At 59.4% G+C, this 19152-nt stretch carries 17 protein-coding genes; 8 read left to right on the forward strand and 9 right to left on the reverse strand.

All coding sequences use genetic code 11. The features are described from left to right. Positions 1 to 217 precede the first annotated feature (217 nt). Complete coding sequence (locus tag ACZRJ6_RS07485) at positions 218 to 1543, reverse strand: OprD family outer membrane porin (RefSeq protein WP_463967702.1); 1326 nt, start codon at positions 1541 to 1543, stop codon at positions 218 to 220. 368 nt (positions 1544 to 1911) lie between these two features. Here ACZRJ6_RS07485 and tauA point away from each other — a divergent pair, with 368 nt between their 5' ends. Further along, the gene (gene tauA / locus ACZRJ6_RS07490) at positions 1912 to 2898 is read left to right on the forward strand and encodes a taurine ABC transporter substrate-binding protein (protein ID WP_463967701.1); all 987 of its coding nucleotides are present in this window, start codon (positions 1912 to 1914) and stop codon (positions 2896 to 2898) included. Positions 2899 to 2946: 48 nt separating this feature from the next. Here tauA and argA read toward each other — a convergent pair whose 3' ends face one another. Next, on the reverse strand, positions 2947 to 4245 hold the full coding sequence (argA, locus tag ACZRJ6_RS07495) for an amino-acid N-acetyltransferase (protein WP_149412283.1): 1299 nt from the start codon (positions 4243 to 4245) through the stop codon (positions 2947 to 2949). A 135-nt stretch (positions 4246 to 4380) separates the two neighbouring features. After that, positions 4381 to 5529, reverse strand: coding sequence for an acetylornithine deacetylase (gene argE, locus ACZRJ6_RS07500; protein ID WP_463967700.1), 1149 nt, complete (start codon positions 5527 to 5529; stop codon positions 4381 to 4383). A gap of 159 nt (positions 5530 to 5688) precedes the next feature. On the opposite strand from argE, the gene ACZRJ6_RS07505 reads away from it, so the two are divergent. Beyond that, positions 5689 to 7056, forward strand: coding sequence for a CYTH domain-containing protein (locus ACZRJ6_RS07505; protein WP_463967699.1), 1368 nt, complete (start codon positions 5689 to 5691; stop codon positions 7054 to 7056). 45 nt (positions 7057 to 7101) lie between these two features. Here ACZRJ6_RS07505 and ACZRJ6_RS07510 read toward each other — a convergent pair whose 3' ends face one another. Beyond that, positions 7102 to 7572, reverse strand: a complete 471-nt coding sequence (locus tag ACZRJ6_RS07510; protein WP_133100867.1) for an Lrp/AsnC family transcriptional regulator — start codon at positions 7570 to 7572, stop codon at positions 7102 to 7104. Between the two features lie 127 nt (positions 7573 to 7699). Between ACZRJ6_RS07510 and ACZRJ6_RS07515 the strand changes: the two genes are divergently transcribed. The 6 genes from ACZRJ6_RS07515 (at position 7700) to ACZRJ6_RS07540 (ending at position 13190) form a co-directional block, all read left to right on the forward strand. After that, positions 7700 to 8038, forward strand: a complete 339-nt coding sequence (locus ACZRJ6_RS07515; protein WP_149412286.1) for a hypothetical protein — start codon at positions 7700 to 7702, stop codon at positions 8036 to 8038. A gap of 84 nt (positions 8039 to 8122) precedes the next feature. Continuing rightward, positions 8123 to 9883, forward strand: a complete 1761-nt coding sequence (gene tfpB, locus ACZRJ6_RS07520; protein WP_463967698.1) for a type IV pilus assembly ATPase TfpB — start codon at positions 8123 to 8125, stop codon at positions 9881 to 9883. A 245-nt stretch (positions 9884 to 10128) separates the two neighbouring features. Then, positions 10129 to 11049, forward strand: coding sequence for an SPFH domain-containing protein (locus ACZRJ6_RS07525; RefSeq protein ID WP_463967697.1), 921 nt, complete (start codon positions 10129 to 10131; stop codon positions 11047 to 11049). A gap of 10 nt (positions 11050 to 11059) precedes the next feature. Next, positions 11060 to 11506, forward strand: a complete 447-nt coding sequence (locus tag ACZRJ6_RS07530; protein ID WP_463967696.1) for an NfeD family protein — start codon at positions 11060 to 11062, stop codon at positions 11504 to 11506. A gap of 69 nt (positions 11507 to 11575) precedes the next feature. Continuing rightward, positions 11576 to 11893: a DUF2388 domain-containing protein gene (locus ACZRJ6_RS07535; RefSeq protein WP_041161049.1), complete on the forward strand. Its 318-nt coding sequence runs from the start codon at positions 11576 to 11578 to the stop codon at positions 11891 to 11893. Positions 11894 to 12047: 154 nt separating this feature from the next. Continuing rightward, positions 12048 to 13190 (forward strand): DegT/DnrJ/EryC1/StrS family aminotransferase, encoded by a 1143-nt coding sequence (locus ACZRJ6_RS07540; protein ID WP_463967695.1) that lies wholly within the window; start codon positions 12048 to 12050, stop codon positions 13188 to 13190. Between the two features lie 85 nt (positions 13191 to 13275). Here ACZRJ6_RS07540 and gcvH read toward each other — a convergent pair whose 3' ends face one another. From gcvH to ACZRJ6_RS07565, 5 genes are all read right to left on the reverse strand, one after another. Beyond that, entirely contained in the window at positions 13276 to 13659 is a 384-nt protein-coding gene (gene gcvH / locus ACZRJ6_RS07545) for a glycine cleavage system protein GcvH (protein WP_463967694.1), read from the reverse strand. Positions 13660 to 13710: 51 nt separating this feature from the next. Next, positions 13711 to 14793 carry a glycine cleavage system aminomethyltransferase GcvT gene (gene gcvT, locus ACZRJ6_RS07550; RefSeq protein WP_463967693.1) on the reverse strand — a complete coding sequence of 361 codons (1083 nt, stop codon included), beginning with the start codon at positions 14791 to 14793 and terminating at the stop codon, positions 13711 to 13713. A 156-nt stretch (positions 14794 to 14949) separates the two neighbouring features. Continuing rightward, positions 14950 to 16566, reverse strand: a complete 1617-nt coding sequence (locus tag ACZRJ6_RS07555) for an ABC transporter permease subunit (protein ID WP_133100859.1) — start codon at positions 16564 to 16566, stop codon at positions 14950 to 14952. A gap of 220 nt (positions 16567 to 16786) precedes the next feature. After that, on the reverse strand, positions 16787 to 17791 hold the full coding sequence (locus tag ACZRJ6_RS07560; RefSeq protein ID WP_463967692.1) for an extracellular solute-binding protein: 1005 nt from the start codon (positions 17789 to 17791) through the stop codon (positions 16787 to 16789). 138 nt (positions 17792 to 17929) lie between these two features. Further along, the gene (locus ACZRJ6_RS07565; RefSeq protein ID WP_463967926.1) at positions 17930 to 19147 is read right to left on the reverse strand and encodes a 2-octaprenyl-3-methyl-6-methoxy-1,4-benzoquinol hydroxylase; all 1218 of its coding nucleotides are present in this window, start codon (positions 19145 to 19147) and stop codon (positions 17930 to 17932) included. Positions 19148 to 19152 lie beyond the last annotated feature (5 nt).

Below are 19152 nucleotides of genomic sequence, written 5' to 3' on the forward strand. Positions count from 1 at the left end.
ATAAATATCGATTTATCTAGACGATAAAGGAATATTAAAAATCTGTTCACTGGACCGTGAAAAAGGCGCAGGCCAACATGCACCCAAGGTTCGAGAAGGCCTTGAGACGCTGTAGAAAAGAGGGCTCAGGAAGGGCTTGCGGGGGTTGAGCCCGACTTGTGCAAAACGAGCAAAAAAAAACCTCGCGTTTATCGCGAGGTTTTTTTCTTAACTTGGCTTACAGGAAGCTGTAAGTGTAGTTAAAGATCAGACGAGTCTGATCCTGGTCCTGAATGCCGGTACCGCTGCCGCGATAGGCACCGTGACGCAGCGTGGTGCCAAAGCCTTTCAGTGCGCCCTGCTGAATGGTGTAGTCGATGCGCATATCGCGCTCCCACTCAGACTGGTCACTGCCACCGTTCTTGGCTTTGATATTGTCGCCATACAGGTAAGCAATCGAGGTTTTCAAACCTGGAACGCCCAATGCAGCGAAGTCATAGGAGTACTGACCGAAGGTGGTGTTTTCACCCGCACGCACGAAAGAGTTGATCATGCTATCGGTGAAGAGGTAGAAGCTGGAACCACCGGCACCTTCGTTACGACCATTGCCGTCGACAACGCCGCCCTGGTTCAACCAGACGAAACCACCGTCATCATTGACACGCTGATGCCCGACCATGAACGCACTGCCACCCAGGGAGTAGGTGAACATGGCGCTCCAGGTTTTGTTATTAACCTCGCCAGTATCCTTCGCGTAACCACCATTGTTGTTGAACTGGTAGCCAGCCTGGCCATTCTTGCCATCGGAGCTGCTGTCAAAGTAACGCAGGTCGGTTTTGAACGACTGACCTTCGGTGATCGGGTAGACGTGGACCAGACCCAGGAAGTGTTGCTTATAGAAGTCTTCCAGGTTGGCGTAGTAGTACTGCAATGTCAGGTCTTTAGTGACTTTCCAATCAGCACCGCCAAAGCGGAACTGGTTGCTTTCCTGACTAGCGCCGGCGATAGACAGGCCCGTGCTGTTGGTCGAAGCACGCCCGGTGGCGTGCTCAAGTTGACCGGCGTTGAAGGTCACATTGTCGATTTCTTTGGAGGTGACAGTGCCGCCTTCAAAGGTCTGTGGCAGCAGACGACCGTCGCTTGCAATCAGAATCGGCAGGTTTGGCGCCAGAGCGCCACCCAGGTGAGCTTCGGTCTTGGAGAAGCGGGCCTTAACGTTGGCACTCGCGCTACTCCAGCTACTCACGGCAGAGCCGTCAGTGTCGCTTGGAACGAAGGAGTTGCTATCTGGGTGATGGCCCCGGCCACCGTCAAGGTGAAGACCGACCAACGCCTGAGCATCAATACCAAAGCCAACGGTGCCTTGAGTGAAACCAGACTGGTAGTTGAATTTCAAGCCTGTAGCCGTTTCGCGTTGGTCCGACCCGCCTTCACGCTGGTCGTTATCAAAATAAAGGGTCCGGGAACTGACGGATGCCTTGCTGTCCTCAACGAAACCTGCGGCGCCTGCTTGTTGAGCCAGAACCCCAGCCGCGACGGCGATCGCCAATGTGTACTTCTTCATGTACCGCTCCTCTCATTTCTAATTTTTGTAGTTCTTGGTCTCGGGTCTGACGCCCTTGATCCACAGATGCGCGATTAGCGCCAGATCGTGACTGACAAGTCAACGTAACCTTGTGCGTCTACGACCTTGGTCTAACCGCAGTTATTTGGTCCCTGCAGGGTAATGAGTTTTTCATACACCCAAAAAGAATTATTTCGTCCTTTTTCATACGATCTAGGAATAAGTCTTTTCATGGGGCGATAGACCCGACAACGGGGACACCGCTCCATAAGCTAATTCCTAAAGGGTATTTGTTGGCCATTTTTTAGATCGCTTAGTGTGAACGTACAGTTGCATACGTCACTCACGATCAAAAAGGCGACGCCATCATGGCCAAACGCACATCCTCTCGTCAATTTGTTACAGTTTTTGTATCGCTAGCGCTTTCTTTTAGCGTGCAGGCGGCCAACCTCACCATTGGTTATCAAACCGGCATCGACCCCAGCAAAGCGCCCCAGGCAGACGGCTTGTACGAAAAAGCCATCGGCGAAAAGATCGACTGGCGTCGTTTCAACAGCGGCCCGCAAGTAATCACCGCGATTGCCTCCGGCGATGTGCAGATCGGTAACCTCGGCTCAAGCCCATTGGCAGCAGCCACTTCGCGCAATCTACCCATCGTGGCGTTCATCGTATCGGCCCAGATCAATAGTTCTGAAGCTTTAGTCGTGCGTAACGGCAGCGGCATTGACACACCCCAGGACCTGATCGGCAAAACCATTGCCACGCCGTTCGTCTCAACCTCCCATTACAGCCTGCTTGGCGCCTTGAAGCATTGGGGGCTGGACACCTCGAAAGTCAAAGTGGTGAACCTGCAACCGGCCGAGATTGCTGCCGCGTGGAAACGTGGGGATATCGACGGCGCATTTGTCTGGTCGCCGGCGCTGGGGGAGATCCGCAAGACCGGGAAAACCCTGACAGATGCGGCGCAGGTGGGTCAGTGGGGCGCGCCGACGTTCGAGGTGTGGGTAGCGCGCAAGGATTTCGCCGAAAAACATCCTGACGTCCTGGCCAAGTTTGCCAAGGTCACCCTGGATTCATTTGCCGACTATGCGGCCCATAAATCCGAGTGGACGGTCGACTCCGCACCTGTGCAAAAAATAGCCAAATTGACAGGTGCCAATGCTGCTGACATCCCTGAGTTGCTGACCGGCTCGACGTTCCCCGATGCCAGGGCGCAGCAAACCGACGCTTTACTTAACGGCGGAACGGCCAAGGCGCTTGGGGAAACGGCGAAGTTTCTCAAGGAACAAGGAAAGGTGGAGACGGTGCTGCCGGATTATTCGGCGTTTGTGACGGGGAAATTTGTCAGTGATTAAAGAAAAGCTAAATGGAGCGAGCGTGCTCGCTCCTGACCAGCAAGGGAGTTACAGCGTTTTTTCGAAGATCTTCGAATTACGCTGAAAGTTGTACAGCGAAGCCCGCGCCGACGGCAGGCGATCTACGCTGCTGGGCACAAAACCCCGCTCGCGGAACCAGTGGGCGGTGCGGGTCGTCAGCACGAATAGCGTCTTCAACCCCTGGGCCCGGGCGCGGGTCTCGATGCGTTCCAGCAGTTCATCACCCCGACCACCATGACGGTACTCCGGGTTGACCGCCAGGCACGCCAGCTCGCCGGCATCAGACTCGGCGATTTGATACAGCGCCGCACAGGCGATAATCATGCCTTCACGCTCGACCACGCTGAACTGCTCGATCTCCCGCTCCAGCACTTCGCGCGAGCGACGCACCAGAATCCCCTGCTCTTCCAGTGGGCTGATCAGGTCCAGCAAGCCGCCGACGTCTTCAATCGCCGCCTCGCGCACCAGTTCGAACTGCTCCTGGGCCACCAGCGTACCGCCGCCGTCACGGGTAAACAGTTCGGTGAGCAAGGCGCCGTCTTCGACGTAGCTGACGATATGGCTGCGCCCAACTCCGCCACTACACGCCTGGGCGGCGGCATCCAGCAATTCGCCCTGGTAGTCGCTGCCCAGGCGCTGCAAGTGCGCGGGCACTTGTTGCGGCCGCAGTTCACGCACCAGGCAACCGTTTTCATCGATCAGGCCCAAGTCGGCGCCAAACAGCAGCAATTTGTCAGCACCCAGGTCGATGGCCGCACGGGTGGCGACGTCTTCGCAGGCCAGGTTGAAAATTTCCCCGGTAGGCGAGTAGCCCAACGGCGACAACAGCACGATGGAACGCTCGTCCAGCAGGCGGTTGATGCCCTTGCGGTCGACCCGGCGCACTTCGCCGGTGTGCTGGTAATCGATGCCATTCAGCACGCCGATGGGACGCGCTGTCACCAGGTTGCCACTGGCCACCCGCAGGCGCGAGCCCTGCATCGGCGAAGAGGCCATGTCCATGGACAGGCGTGCTTCGATGGCGATGCGCAAGTGGCCAACCGCGTCGATCACACACTCCAGGGTCGTAGCATCGGTGATGCGCAAGCCTTCGTGGTAATGCGGGGTCAAGCCACGAGCGATGAGGCGGGTTTCGATTTGCGGGCGCGAACCGTGAACCAGCACCAGTCGCACGCCAAGGCTGTGGAGCAGTACCAGGTCATGAACGATGTTGCCGAAGTTCGGATGGTCCACACCATCGCCCGGCAGCATGACCACAAAAGTGCAGTCGCGGTGGGCGTTGATGTAGGGCGAAGCATGACGAAGCCAATTGACGTATTCGGGCATAAAACCTGGGCCTGTAATAAAAAGCAGCCGAAAAAGGATGAATCGTGAAAACACACAGCGGGCTGTTGCTTATCGTCGGAACAGGCTTGGCGACACGCTCACTCTCCTTTATGTACGGGATGGTCAGTGGTTAATTTATGCAGGTTTCAGGCAGTAATGTTCAATCAGTTCCCGCAATAGACGCACTGTAGGCGTCAAGCGTGACATTTCGAGGTACTCGCCCGGCTGGTGGGCGCAGGCGATGTCGCCAGGGCCAAGCACAATGGTTTCGCAACCAAGGCGCTGAAGATAAGGCGCTTCGGTGCCGAACGCTACTGCTTCGGCACGATGGCCGGTCAGTCGCTCTGCAACGCGCACCAATTCAGCGTCCTCAGCCTGCTCGAACGGCGGCACTTCGGGGAACAGCGGCGCATAGTCGATCTTCACCTGATGGCGCTCGGCCAAGGGTTCCAGTTTCTGTCGGATGGCGGCGCGCAAGACTTGCGGGTCCATGCCCGGCAAGGGCCGCAGATCAAACTCCAGGGAGCACTGGCCGCAGATGCGGTTGGGGTTGTCGCCGCCATGAATGCAGCCAAAGTTCATGGTCGGTTGCGGCACGCTGAACTGCGGGTTGCGGTATTCACGCTGCCAGGCCAGGCGCAGGCCGCGCAGTTCGCCAATGGCATCGTGCATGGCTTCCAGGGCGCTGTGACCCAGGCTTGGGTCCGACGAATGGCCGCTGCGTCCGAGAATATCAATGCGCTCCATCATCACACCCTTGTGCAGGCGGATTGGCTTGAGGCCCGTCGGCTCGCCAATCACCGCCGCGCGGCCCAGCGGGCGCCCCGCCTCAGCCAACGCCCGGGCACCGGCCATAGAGCTTTCTTCATCACAGGTGGCGAGGATCAGCAGCGGTTGCTTGAACGGTTGATCCAACAGCGGTTGCACGGCTTCGATCACCAGGGCGAAAAAACCCTTCATGTCGCAGCTGCCCAAGCCTACCCAGCGACCGTCCACTTCCGTCAGCTTGAGCGGATCGGTCTGCCACAGCGCGCCGTCGTAAGGCACCGTATCGCTGTGCCCCGCCAGTACCAGGCCACCAGGTCCGGTACCGAAGCTGGCCAGCAGGTTAAATTTGCCGGGGCTGACCTGCTGGATGTCGCAGGCAAAACCCAGGTCGCCGAGCCAGGTCGCCAGCAAGTCGATCACCGGCCGGTTAGTTTGATCGAGAGACGCCTGAGTACAACTGACCGAAGGCGCGGCAATCAGCGCGGCAAATTGATCTTTCATGGGTGGTAAAGGCATGCGCTGTCTCTCAACTTCCACAGATGAAACCCATCATAGAGCCATCTGCGCCGAGGAATAAACCGTTGCGGCACGTTGCCGGGCTCAGTCCTGTACACTGCTCGACTTTGGCAGCCACACATTTCCCCGGCTGCGCTCCCGATCCTGGATTTTCCGGCCATGCAGAAAGAAACCGAAATCAAGCTCCGCGTCAGCCGCGAAACCCTCGCCGCGCTGCGTGAGCACCCGTTACTGAAAAAACGCAACAAAAGTGGCTGGGAACGCCGTGAGCTGATGAACCAGTACTTCGACACGCCTGAGCGTGACCTGGCCCAGGCCAAGGTGGCCCTGCGCCTGCGCAAGGATGGCGACGAAGTGATCCAGACCCTCAAGACCCGTGGCCAGAGCGTCGCCGGCTTGTCGGAACGTAACGAATACGACTGGAAACTGGCCAAAGCCAAGCTCGACGTGAAGAAGCTCGACGGCGAATACTGGCCCGAGCAACTGGCCGATCTGGACAAGAAGACCCTCAAGCCGATCTTCACCACCGATTTCGTCCGCGAACGCGCCGAAATTGCCTGGGGCCGTGGCAAGGCCAAGGTGGTAATCGAAGCCGCCCTGGACCTGGGCCACGTGATTGCCGGCAAACAGAAAGAAGAAATCTGCGAACTGGAACTGGAACTGCGCGAAGGCGAACCCGCCGCGCTGCTGGAACTGGCTGCGGAATTGGCGGCGACCCTGGCGCTGATGCCCTGCGATATCAGCAAGGCCGAGCGTGGTTATCGCCTGTTCGACGCCAACAGCTATTCCCTGAGCCTGCCAGCGCCGGTGCTGCACGCCGAAACGCCGCTGGACGACGCTTTCGCCGCCGTGATGTGGCATTTGCTGGGCAGCAGCCAGCGCCTGGCCGAGCAGTATCGTTTCAACGGTCACTGGCGCCTGTTGCAAGACTGGGTGGAAAACCTCGGCGAACTGCGCGCCTTGATCGGCAGCCTCGGCCAAGCCGCGCCACGCCAATCCACCAGTGAACTGCGCAGTGCGCTGGACGCCTTGCTGGAAGACTGGCGCCCGTTGGTCCAGGCCGGCGACGAAGATGAAGACGTGCGCAAAGCTGCGCCGGAACAGTTCGCCGATGAATTGGAAGACGTGCGCTGGGGCCTGTTCTCACTGAACACTTCCCGCTGGCTGCTGGCCCGCACCTGGGCTGCTGATCGCAACGTACGCGGCAACCGTCAGGGCGCGGCACAGGTCGCCAACTGGCTACCGCGCCTGCTGGCCGACGAAGCCGTCGCCCTGCAACTGCAGCGCTACCAGCAGCAGCCGGAAGACTTGGCAGAGCAACTGCCACGCATCGAACGCATCCTGGCCTGGTTGCACCATGCACGTCAGGTACTGGAAATCCCGGAGATGGATCGCTTGTACGGTGAGCTGAATAAATTGGCGCACCTGGCCAATCAGCCGATCACCGATGAATCGTTGGATGCGCGGATGCACCAAGCGATTGCGGTGTATCAGAATCGGGCGTGGAAGACTTTACTGCGCCTGTAAAAAATCTGTGGCGAGTGGGCTTGCCCCGCTCGCCACAAGGGCCACCTAGCGCAACACCGGTAAGCTCGTCGTTGATTTGATCTCCGACAGGGCCACAATCGAATTGACCTCCTGAATTCCCGGCACCATCGACAGTTTTTCGAAGAAAAACCGCTCATACGCCTCGATGTCCGAGGTGACGATCCGCAGCAGAAAATCCACCGCCCCCATCAGCACATAACACTCCAGAACTTCCGGGAAACCGCGAATCGCCTCGGTGAATTCGGTGAAGTTGGAGCGCCCGTGCGCATTGAGTTTGACCTCGGCGAAAATTTGCGTGTTCAGGCCGATTTTCTTGCGGTCGAGCAAGGTCACCTGTCCACGGATCACCCCTTCCTCCTTGAGCCGCTGAATCCGCCGCCAGCACGGCGACTGCGAGAGGCCGACCTGTTCGGCAATCTGCGCGCTGGAAAGCGAAGCGTCTTCCTGTAGCAGCGCCAGAATCCGGCGGTCGTATATGTCCAACTCACTGTGCATAAAAATACCCGTCAGCGTCATATCTACGAATTGATTTATTCATTTATAAGCCAATACGTCCAAACATAGATAAGAAATACCCGCTGCCGAATGTAAAAATTTCTCCAGTCGAATCCGGAGAATTGCCATGCACTCAGTCGAAGCTACTCGCCCAGCCACCCGCGTCGATGCCTGGGCAGTCAACAACAGCCATTGCCGGGCCCACTATCAAATCCTCGCCGAGGCGGAACCCGACGTGTTGTGCCGGGTGCTCAACTACTTCGCCCTGCAGTTTCTGGTGCCGCAGCAGGTGAGTGTGATGCGCGACGATGACCTGTTGACCATCGACGTGGTCATGGACGGTTTGAGCTGGCATCGGGCCCAGGTGATCGGTGAAAAACTTCGTAACCTGATCAGCGTCTGTTCGCTGGAGCTACAACCGCTTGAATCCACGCGGCTACAAGCGGTACAGGCGGTGGCTCAGTAAAAGCCTGCAATACCCTGCTGGACGACAAGGTCCAAGGCGCAACTAGCCTTGTGGAACCTCTCGATATCGTCCAGGAAACTCACCATGCCCGTTGCGCCAACCCCTCAGGATCGCAGGCTGACGCTTGATGAGCTGCTACCCGCGTTGATCACACAAGGACTGATCAGCGAAGACATGGCCAAGCGGTTGTCGAACGAGACGAACAACGGACTACATCCCCTGGAGTTTCTCGCCAGCCGGCAGCTCGCCGATCCCGCCCACCCTGGCCAGTCGCTGTCCCTGGAAACCCTGACGCAATGGCTCGCCTGTCACCTTGGCCAACCCTACCTGCGCATCGACCCGTTGAAGATTGACGTGGCGACGGTGGTGCCACTGATGTCCTACGCCTTTGCCCAGCGGCATAAAATCCTCGCCATCGCCCTCGACTCCCAAAGCGTGACGGTCGCCAGCGCCGAGCCTTATCTGTGCAGTTGGGAAATAGGTCTGGCCCATGTACTGAAACGCTCGATCAAACGCGTGCTGGCCAATCCCCAGACCATCCAGCGCTGTAGCGTGGAGTTTTTCAGGCTGGCCAAGTCAGTCAGCGGCGCTGATCAAAAAACGCTCAGCGCGTTCAATCCCGAACAGCTGCTCAACCTCGGCGCCAGTGACCAGGAGCCCGACGCCAACGATGCGCACATCGTCAACATCGTCGATTGGCTGCTGCAATACGCCTTTGATCAGCGCGCCAGCGATATTCATGTCGAACCCTGTCGCGATCAGGGCCACGTGCGCTTTCGCATCGACGGGCTGTTGCACGATGTCTATCAATTCCCACCCCAGGTGACGACGGCCGTGGTCAGCCGCCTGAAAAGCCTCGGGCGGATGAACGTGGCGGAAAAGCGCAAACCCCAGGACGGCCGTGTGAAGACCAAAAGTCCGACCGGAACAGAAATGGAACTGCGCCTCTCGACCTTGCCCACAGCCTTTGGCGAAAAGCTGGTCATGCGGATTTTCGATCCCCTGGTGCTGCTCAAGGACTTCCACCAACTGGGGCTCTCAAGTAACGACCTGCAACGCTGGAAAAGTATGACCGGCCAGACCAACGGCATCATTCTGGTCACCGGTCCCACCGGCTCGGGCAAGACCAGTACGCTGTACACCACCCTCAAACAGCTGGCGACCCGCGAGGTCAACCTGTGCACCGTGGAGGACCCGATCGAGATGGTAGAGCCGGCCTTCAACCAGATGCAGGTCCAGCACAACATCGACCTGACCTTCGCCAGTGGCATACGCGCGCTGATGCGCCAGGACCCGGACATCATCATGATCGGTGAGATCCGCGACCTGGAAACCGCCGAAATGGCGATCCAGGCCGCGCTGACCGGGCACCTGGTGCTGTCGACGCTGCACACCAACGACGCGCCGAGCGCCATCAGTCGCCTGCTGGAACTGGGAATTGCTCATTATTTGATCAAGGCAACCTTGCTGGGTGTCATGGCTCAGCGTCTGGTGCGCCTGCTGTGCCCGCACTGCAAACAGGCCACCGCCCTGACGCAAGAGGATTGGCAAAGCCTGACCCAGACTTGGCCGGTCCCGCACCCAGAGCAGGTTTATCAGGCCGTCGGCTGCCCGGAATGCCGGGAAAGCGGTTATCGCGGACGGGCCGGCGTTTACGAAATCATGCGGATGAGCGATGACGTCAAGGCACTGATCAGCCCGGACACCGATGTGCAGGCCCTGCGGCGCGAGGCGCTCAAGGGCGGCATGCACAGCCTGCGCTTATCGGGCGCGCTCAAGGTGGCCGAAGGGCTCACAACCCTTGAAGAAGTGTTGCGGGTAACGCCCCAGAACGAAGTGCGATAAAGATTACGCAGCCAAAGATGCCAGTAACATCAGCACACTTATTTAACAAAATGACCAACGGGGCGGGGCCAAAGATCATGAAAGCACGCCGTAGAGGGGGCACGGTTTGCCCTTAAGGTCCGCCACGTCACCACGAGTGATGCAATCCCTTGATTGTTCACCGAGTAAACCGTTCTTATCTCTGACAAGCCCGTTACAATCAACCAAACCTCGCTTTACCGCCACCATCCAGACAGGGACTCGTTATGCAGATCGGTACCGTATTGCTTCTTTTTGTAGGCTTGGCTATCGCCATCCTCTTCATGGGTTTCAAGGTCGTGCCACAGGGCTATCAGTGGACGGTCGAACGTTTCGGGCGCTACACCAACACGCTCACACCCGGCCTGAACATCATCATTCCGGTCATGGACCGCATCGGTCGCAAGATCAACGTGATGGAAAGCGTGCTGGATATTCCGCCCCAGGAAGTCATCACCGCCGACAACGCCACGGTACAGATCGATGCTGTGTGCTTCTTCCAGGTGGTCAACACCGCCCAGGCGGCCTACGAGGTGAACAACCTCGAACACGCCATCCGCAACCTGCTGCAAACCAACATCCGTACCGTGCTCGGCTCCATGGAACTGGACGCGATGCTCAGCCAGCGTGACGGTATCAACGAAAAACTGTTGCGCACCGTCGACGAAGCGACCGCGCCGTGGGGCATCAAGATCACCCGGATCGAAATCAAGGACATCAGCCCGCCTGCCGACCTGATGGCCGCCATGTCCGGCCAGATGAAGGCCGAGCGGATCAAGCGTGCCCAGATCCTTGAAGCCGAAGGCCTGCGGGCGGCGGCGATCTTGACGGCTGAAGGCAAGAAGCAGGCACAGATTCTTGAAGCCGAGGGTGGTCGCCAGGCCGCATTCCTGGAATCCGAAGCCCGTGAGCGTCAGGCCGAGGCAGAAGCCCGCGCCACCAAAGTGGTATCGGAGGCAATTGCCACCGGTAACGTGCAAGCCATCAATTATTTTGTTGCACAGAAGTACATCGAAGCCCTCGGCAAGCTGGCCTCGGCCAACAACAGTAAAGTGATCCTGATGCCTCTGGAAGCCAGCCAGGTGATCGGTGCGGTGGGCGGCATCGGCGAGATCGTCAAAGCCACCTTCGACAACAAGAAAGCCTGAGGCACACGCCATGTGGGAATTCTTGCAGAACCTGTCTTTTTGGGACTGGCTGGCACTGGGCACCGTGCTATTGATCCTTGAGGTGTTCGGTGCCGGTGGCTATCTGTTGTGGATGGGTATCGCGGCGGCGGCCGTCGGCGTGCTCAAGTTCCTGATCCCAGGGCTTGGGCTGGAACTGCAGCTGCTGCTGTTTGCCGTGCTGTCCATATTGACGGCGGTGTATTGGTGGAAACGCCAACGCAGCAGCGCCAAGGTCAGTGACCAACCGGGGCTGAACATGCGTGGTTCGGAGCTGATCGGTCGCACCTTCGTGGTGCATCAAGCGATTATCGACGGCCGGGGCAAGATCAAAGTCGGCGATGGCGTGTGGATGGCCACCGGTAAAGATGCGCCGGTAGGGGCTCAAGTCCGAGTGATTGGCCAGGATGGCGTGGTTCTGCGGGTTGAAACTGTTTAGTCAGCCAGGGAACTAGGCTGGGCTATCTATAATCCAACGATTTAGATAACCCAGTTGGAGTCACCCATCATGCGTCTCAAATATGCTGTCGCAACCCTCGCCGTGCTATCCCTTCCTGTCGGTTCAGCCATGGCCGACAGCTTCTGGCGTAATGTCATCTCCTCGGGCGCCACAACCGGCTCAACGTACCTGACCTTCAAGGACCACAAGCTCGTGGTCGCAGCCCAGGACGACGCCGGCAGTTTCGTCGCCAGCGACGGCGGCATCCGTGGCCCGTACCTGGAAGCCGCAATGCAGAAGGTCCGCGCTGACAACCCTGGCCTGAAAGCCACGGACATGGAGCTGGCCAACGCCATCCTGGCGAAAAACGCCATCGCTTCCGAGTAAAACCGCCTCATGAAAAAGCCGCTTTTGAAGCGGCTTTTTTTTGCCTGGAGGGTGACAATTCGTTCACAGATGACAGGCTATATTCAGTCTCTGCATGTAACCATGTTGATATGTTTTTACCCATTGCCTCTCTTAAACGGATACCTGCCACGTCATGAGCCAGTTGCCCTTCCTGCCGTTTTCAAAGCCCACCATTGATGAAGCCACCATCTCGGCGGTTGGTGATGTGTTGCGCTCTGGCTGGATCACCAGCGGGCCCAAGGTGCTGGCGTTCGAGGCGCAGTTATCGGAATATTTTGGCGGCCGGCCGGTGCGCACGTTCAACTCAGGCACCTGCACGATGGAGATTGCCTTGCGCATCGCTGGCGTTGGGCCTGGGGATGAAGTCATCACCACGCCGATCTCCTGGGTGGCCACGGCCAACGTGATTCTTGAAGTGGGCGCCACACCGGTGTTTGCCGATATCGACCCGGTCACCCGCAACATCGACCTGGCCCAGGTGGAAGCGGCCATCACGCCGCGCACCAAGGCAATCATTCCGGTGTACCTGGCGGGCCTACCGCTGGACATGCCAATGCTCTACACGCTGGCCAATAAGTACGGCCTGCGCATCGTCGAAGATGCCGCGCAGGCACTGGGCTCCAGCTGGGATGGCCAGCGTATTGGTGCCACCGGAGATTTTGTGTCGTTCAGCTTCCAGGCGAACAAAAACATTACGTCCTCCGAAGGCGGCTGCCTGGTGTTGAACAACGCAGAAGAAGCCCGACTGGCAGAGAAATATCGCCTGCAAGGCGTTACCCGCAGCGGCTTCGACGGCCTGGACGTGGATGTGCTGGGCGGCAAGTTCAACATGACCGATATTGCGGCGGCCATCGGCCTGGGTCAGTTTGCCCATATAGAGAACATCACCGCCCATCGCCAAGCACTGGCCCAGCACTATTTCGAATGTTTTGGCAGTAATTTTGAAGAGAAGTACGGCGCGCAACTGCCGCCGGCAGACTTCGAGAACAGCAACTGGCACCTGTTCCAGCTGGTGCTGCCGGAGCGCCAGGACGGCCTGCCGGCACGCGCCACGTTCATGGAGCAGATGCAGGCCCACGGCGTCGGCATTGGCTATCACTACCCGCCGATCCACCTGCTGAGCCTGTATCGGGCACAAGGATTCAAGGAAGGCATGTTCCCGGTGGCGGAAAAAGTCGGGCGTTTGATTGTTTCGTTGCCGATGTTTACGGCGATGACGAAAGCGGATGTAGAGCGTTCGGTGGCGGCGGTCAAAGCAGTGTTGAAGGCAAGCTAAACAACGATTTTTAGCCTCCCCCAATCAAATGCAGGAGCTGGTTTGCCAGCCCCCGCACTGATTTGCGCCGTTGCAGCTCTCGGGCTTATTCGCCGATGACAGCCTTGTAGCCGGCAGCATCCAGCAGTTTGTCCAGTTCAGCGGCATTGCCTGGCTTGAGCTTGAAGATCCAGGCGCCGTACGGGTCAGTGTTCAGCGACTCGGGGCTGCCACCCAAGTCTTCGTTGACTGCAATCACTTCACCGGCAATCGGTGCATAGATGTCCGAGGCCGCTTTCACCGACTCAACCACGCCAGCCTGATCGCCCTTGCCAAACACCTTACCCACTTCAGCCAACTCGACGAACACCACATCCCCCAGAGCTTCCTGGGCATGGTCGGAGATTCCGACGGTTACGGTGCCGTCAGCTTCCAGTCGGGCCCATTCGTGACTTTCGGCAAAACGCAGGTCGGCAGGGATATCGCTCATAATCTGTGTCCTCAAGAAGAAATGTCAGCGGCCATTGGCCCGCCGGAAAATTTAAATCAATGTTTTACCATGGCGCACAAAGGTCGGTTTGACCACCCGGACCGGGTACCACTTACCGCGAATTTCCACTTCGGCACGGTCAGCGGTCGCCATCGGTACACGCGCCAGGGCAATGGATTTGCTTAGCGTAGGAGAGAAACTACCACTGGTGATCTCTCCTTCGCCAACATTGGCGATACGGACCACCTGATGAGCACGTAAAACCCCGCGCTCTTCCAGCACCAGGCCCACCAGCTTGAACTTCACACCGCCAGCCCGCTCGGCTTCCAGCGCAGCGCGGCCGATGAAGTCGCGGCCGGCAGGTTCCCAGGCGATGCTCCAGGCCATATTGGCGGCAAGCGGCGATACATTCAGGTGAATATCCTGTCCGTAGAGGTTCATCCCGGCCTCAAGGCGCAGGGTGTCACGGGCGCCGAGGCCGATGGGCGAGATACCCGCACCTACCAGGTCGTTGAAAAACGCCGGGGCCTGATCGGCAGGCAGGATAATTTCCAGGCCATCTTCGCCGGTATAACCGGTACGCGCAATAAACCAGTCGCCGTCGGCCTGACCTTCAAAAGGTTTGAGCTGGTGAATCAGGACACCACGGGACTGGGTCACCAGTTCGGCGATTTTGTGCCGAGCATGGGGGCCCTGAATGGCGAGCATGGCCAAGTCCGCGCGCTCGTGCAGTTGCACCTGGTAGCTGCCCAAATGAGCCTGCATCCAGGCGATGTCCTGGTCGTGGGTGGCAGCGTTGACCACTAGCCGATAGCCGGCTTCAGTGCGGTAGACAATCATGTCGTCCACCACGCCGCCTTGCTCGTTGAGCATGGCGCTGTACAAGGCACGGCCGCAGCCATGCAAACGATCAACATCATTGGCCAATAAATACTTGAGCCATTGCGTGGCCTGAAGGCCGGTGACGTCGATCACGGTCATGTGGGAAACATCAAATACTCCGCAGTCACGTCGCACCTGATGGTGCTCTTCGACCTGCGAGCCGTAATGCAGAGGCATATCCCAACCGCCAAAATCGACCATTTTCGCGCCAAGGGCGAGATGCAGGTCATACAGAGGCGTACGCTGTCCCATGGGTTTCTCCTTCCGGGCGTGGCGAAGGTGCGGACGGTTGCCGTTCGGGCCACACACCTTGCAATACAAGGCCTGCAGCCACGTTCAGTCACCCGATCTAAAAGATGGACCGCACCGAATGCCGCGCATTGTAGCCTCAAGCCGTAGGACTGACACCTAACCGATTCGTCGCGCTGAACGCCGGATCAATCCGATGACCGGTAATAGGCCCACCAGCACCAGGGTCAACGCTGGCAGAGACGCGCGCGCCCACTCGCCTTCACTGGTCATTTCGAAGATTCGTACCGCCAACGTGTCCCAACCGAACGGGCGCATCAGCAGGGTCGCAGGCATCTCCTTGAGCACATCGACAAACACCAGCAGCGCCGCGCTCAAGGTCCCCGGCAGCAATAACGGCAGATACACTTTGCAAAACAGTCGCGGACCACTTACCCCCAAACTGCGGGCGGCTTCAGGCAGCGAGGGCCGGATTCGCGCCAGGCTGTTTTCCAGCGGCCCGTAGGCCACCGCCATGAACCGCACCAGATAAGCCAACAGCAATGCCGACAGGCTGCCCAGCAGCAACGGCTTACCCGCACCACCCAACCAGCCCGACACCGGGATCACCAGTTCACGGTCCAGGTAACTGAATGCCAACATAATCGACACCGCCAGCACCGAACCCGGCAGGGCGTAACCGAGGTTGGCCAGGCTGATACCCGAACGAATAGCCCGGGTCGGCGCCAGGCGATGGGCAAACGCCAGCACCAACGCCACGCTAACGGTGATCAACGCCGCCATGGCGCCCAGGTACAAGGTATGGACGATCAACCCGGCGTAACGCTCGTCGAGGTCGAACCGGCCGCGCTGCCAGAACCAGGCCACCAGCTGCACCATGGGGATGACGAAAGCGCAGGCGAAAACCAATCCGCACCAGCCGCTGGCCGCTGCCGCCTTGAACCCGCGCAGGTGATAGAGCGCCTTGCCACGCGGCCGTTCATTGCTCGGCCGGCTGGAACCCCGGGCACGACGCTCGCCGTACAGCACCAGCATCACCACCAGCAGCAACAGGCTTGCCAGTTGCGCGGCGCTGGAAAGGCTGAAAAAACCGTACCACGTCTTGTAGATGGCGGTAGTGAAGGTGTCGAAGTTGAACACCGAGACCGCGCCGAAATCCGCCAGGGTTTCCATCAGCGCCAGCGCCACACCAGCCCCGATGGCCGGCCGGGCCATGGGCAAGGCCACGCGCCAGAACGCCTGCCACGGCGATTGCCCCAGCACCCGCGCCGCTTCCATCAGGCCCTTGCCCTGGGCCAGGAATGCGGTGCGCGCCAGCAGGTAGACGTAGGGGTAGAACACCAGCACCAGCACGATGATGACGCCACTGGTGGAGCGCACCCTCGGCAGGCGCAGGCCGCTGCCGAACCATTCGCGCAGCAGGGTTTGCACGGGGCCGGAGAAGTCCAGCAGGCCGACGAAGACAAATGCCAGAACATAGGCGGGAATGGCAAACGGCAGCATCAGCGCCCAGTCCAGCCAGCGGCGGCCAGGGAACTCGCAGAGGCTGGTCAGCCAGGCCAGGCTGACACCCAGCACCGTAACGCCCACGCCCACGCCCAGCACCAGGGTCAGGGTGTTACCCAGCAGGCGCGTCATCTGGGTTTCCCATAAATGGGACCAGATTTGCTGGTCGATGCTTTGCCACGACAGCAACAGGACGCTCAGCGGCAACAGCACCAGGGCGGCGACGGTGAAGACCGGCAGGTACCAGCGGCGTTGAGCGGGGTGGGCCAAGGAAAACTCTCGATCAAGGTAGGAATGTGTGCGCTTTGCAGAACACGCCGTTGCTCTACTGTAGGAGCGAGCTTGCTCGCGAAAAACGTCAACGACAAATCGGACTTACCTGGAAGAATGCGGCGCTCTCAGGCTTTTCGCGAGCAAGCTCGCTCCTACACAAAGCAAAGCCCGTTAAGCAAAACGCCCCGCAAATGCGGGGCGCAGTATAGCGTTTGGCTTAGTTCCAACCAGCGCGATCCATCAGGCGAATGGCTTCGGCCTGGCGCTTGCCAGCCACTTCAACCGGCAGGGTGTCGGCGACAAACTTGCCCCAGGCGGCCACTTCGGCCGACGGCGGCACAGCCGGGTTGGCCGGGAACTCCTGGTTCACGTCTGCAAAAATTCTCTGGGCCTCAGGTGTAGTCATCCACTCCACCAGCGCCTTGGCCGCTTCCGGGTGAGGCGCGTGCTTGGTCAGGCCAATACCCGACAGGTTGACGTGCACACCACGGTCGCCCTGGTTCGGCCAGAACAGTTTCACCGCCAGGCTCGGCTTCTGCTTGTGCAAGCGGCCGAAGTAGTAGGTGTTGACGATGCCGACATCACACTGGCCGGCGTTGATGGCTTCCAGTACCGCGATGTCATCGGAGAACACGTCGGTGGATAGGTTGTTGACCCAGCCCTTGACGATTTCTTCAGTCTTGGCCGCGCCGTGGGTTTCGATCAGGGTGGCGGTCAGCGACTGGTTGTAGACCTTTTTCGACGTGCGCAGGCACAGGCGGCCTTCCCATTGCTTGTCGGCGAGGGCTTCGTAAGTGGTCAAGTCGCCCGGTTTTACGCGATCGGTGGAATAGGCGATGGTCCGCGCCCGCAGGCTCAAGCCAGTCCAGGCATGGGTCGATGAGCGGTATTGCAGCGGGATGTTGGCGTCGATCACCTTGGAGGTGAGCGGTTGCAGGATGCCCATTTGCTCGGCTTGCCAGAGGTTGCCGGCGTCGACGGTGAGCAGCAGGTCGGCGGTGGCGTTTTCGCCTTCGGCCTTGATGCGCTGCATCAGCGGCGCTTCCTTGTCAGTGATGAACTTGATCTGCACGCCGGTTTTTTTGGTGTAGGCATCGAAGACTGGCTTGATCAGTTCGTCGATACGCGAGGAGTAGACCACCACCTCGTCAGCCGCCTGGACGGTGGTGCTGCCAATTAGGGTGAGTGCCAGGGCAGTCAGGAGGCGCTTGGGTACCAACATGAGTGCGGTCTCTCGTAGCGAAATGAGCGTAAATGATAAGGACTCACATTTAGCTTCTCAACTGAACACTTGGCGAAGGCGTTACGAGATGTTGCGCAACCGGAATTTCGGGTGAGGCCATCAGCCGCACCCTCTCCTTCACGCCTTGGCCAGTTCCGGCAAATCCCCGGTCAACCCCAACGCCTGACGCACGAACACCGCCTTGGCCTCAGGCATCTGGTCCACCACTTTCAAGCCGGCATTGCGCAACCAGCGCAACGGTAGTTGATCGGCCTGGAACAACCGCTCAAAGCCTTCCATTGCCGCCATCAGCGCCAGGTTATGGGGCATGCGCCGGCGCTCATAACGGCTGAGCACTTTCACATCCGCCAGCCGCTCGCCGCGCTCCGATGCCTGCAACAACACCTCGGCCAACACGGCTGCATCCAGGAAGCCCAGGTTCACACCCTGCCCCGCCAGCGGGTGAATGACATGAGCCGCATCGCCGATCAGCGCCAGGCCTTCGGCCACATAGCGCTTGGCATGGCGTTGACGCAGCGGCACGCACAGTCGCGGGTCGGCGCTTACCACGGCGCCAAGACGGCCTTCAAAGGCACGCTCCAGCTCACGACAGAAGCTTTCATCATCCAGCGCCATCAGGCGTTCGGACTCGCTCGGCGTGGTCGACCAGACGATCGAACACCAATCTTCCTGGCCGTCCCGTACCAGCGGCAGGAACGCCAGCGGGCCATGGTCGGTAAAGCGCTGCCAGGCGGTACGCTGATGCGGCAGGCTGCTGCGCACGCTGGTGACGATGGCGTTATGCAAGTAATCCCATTCACGTGTCGCGGTACCGGTCAGACGCCGCACCGCCGAATTGGCGCCGTCAGCGGCGATCACCAGCGGCGCACGCAAGGTGCGGCCATCGGCCAGGGTCAGCAGCCAGTCGTCGCCGGAGCGGCGCATCTGCTCCAGCCGCGCATTGGCCAGCAGGCCCAGGTCGCAGTCGTGCAGGCGGTCGAGTAAGGCGTCCTGGACCACGCGGTTTTCGACGATATGCCCGAGCACCTCGGCATGTACGCTGGCCGCCGAAAAGTGGATCTGCCCAGTGCCACTGCCGTCCCACACCTGCATCTCGCCATAAGGGCTCGCGCGGCGCTCAACGATGCCGTCCCAGACGCCGAGTCGCTCCAGAATCCGCTGGCTGGCAGCCGACAAGGCGCTCACCCGCGGTTCGAACGGCGCATCCACGTCGAAGGGCTTGACGCTCAGCGGGCTGCCATCGAGCAGCAGCACTTGCAGGCCACTGCCCTGCAACGCCAGCGCCAGGGCGCTTCCGACCATTCCGGCCCCGACAATCAGCACATCTGCGCGCATGTCCA

The organism is Pseudomonas sp. C321 (genome assembly GCF_055407105.1).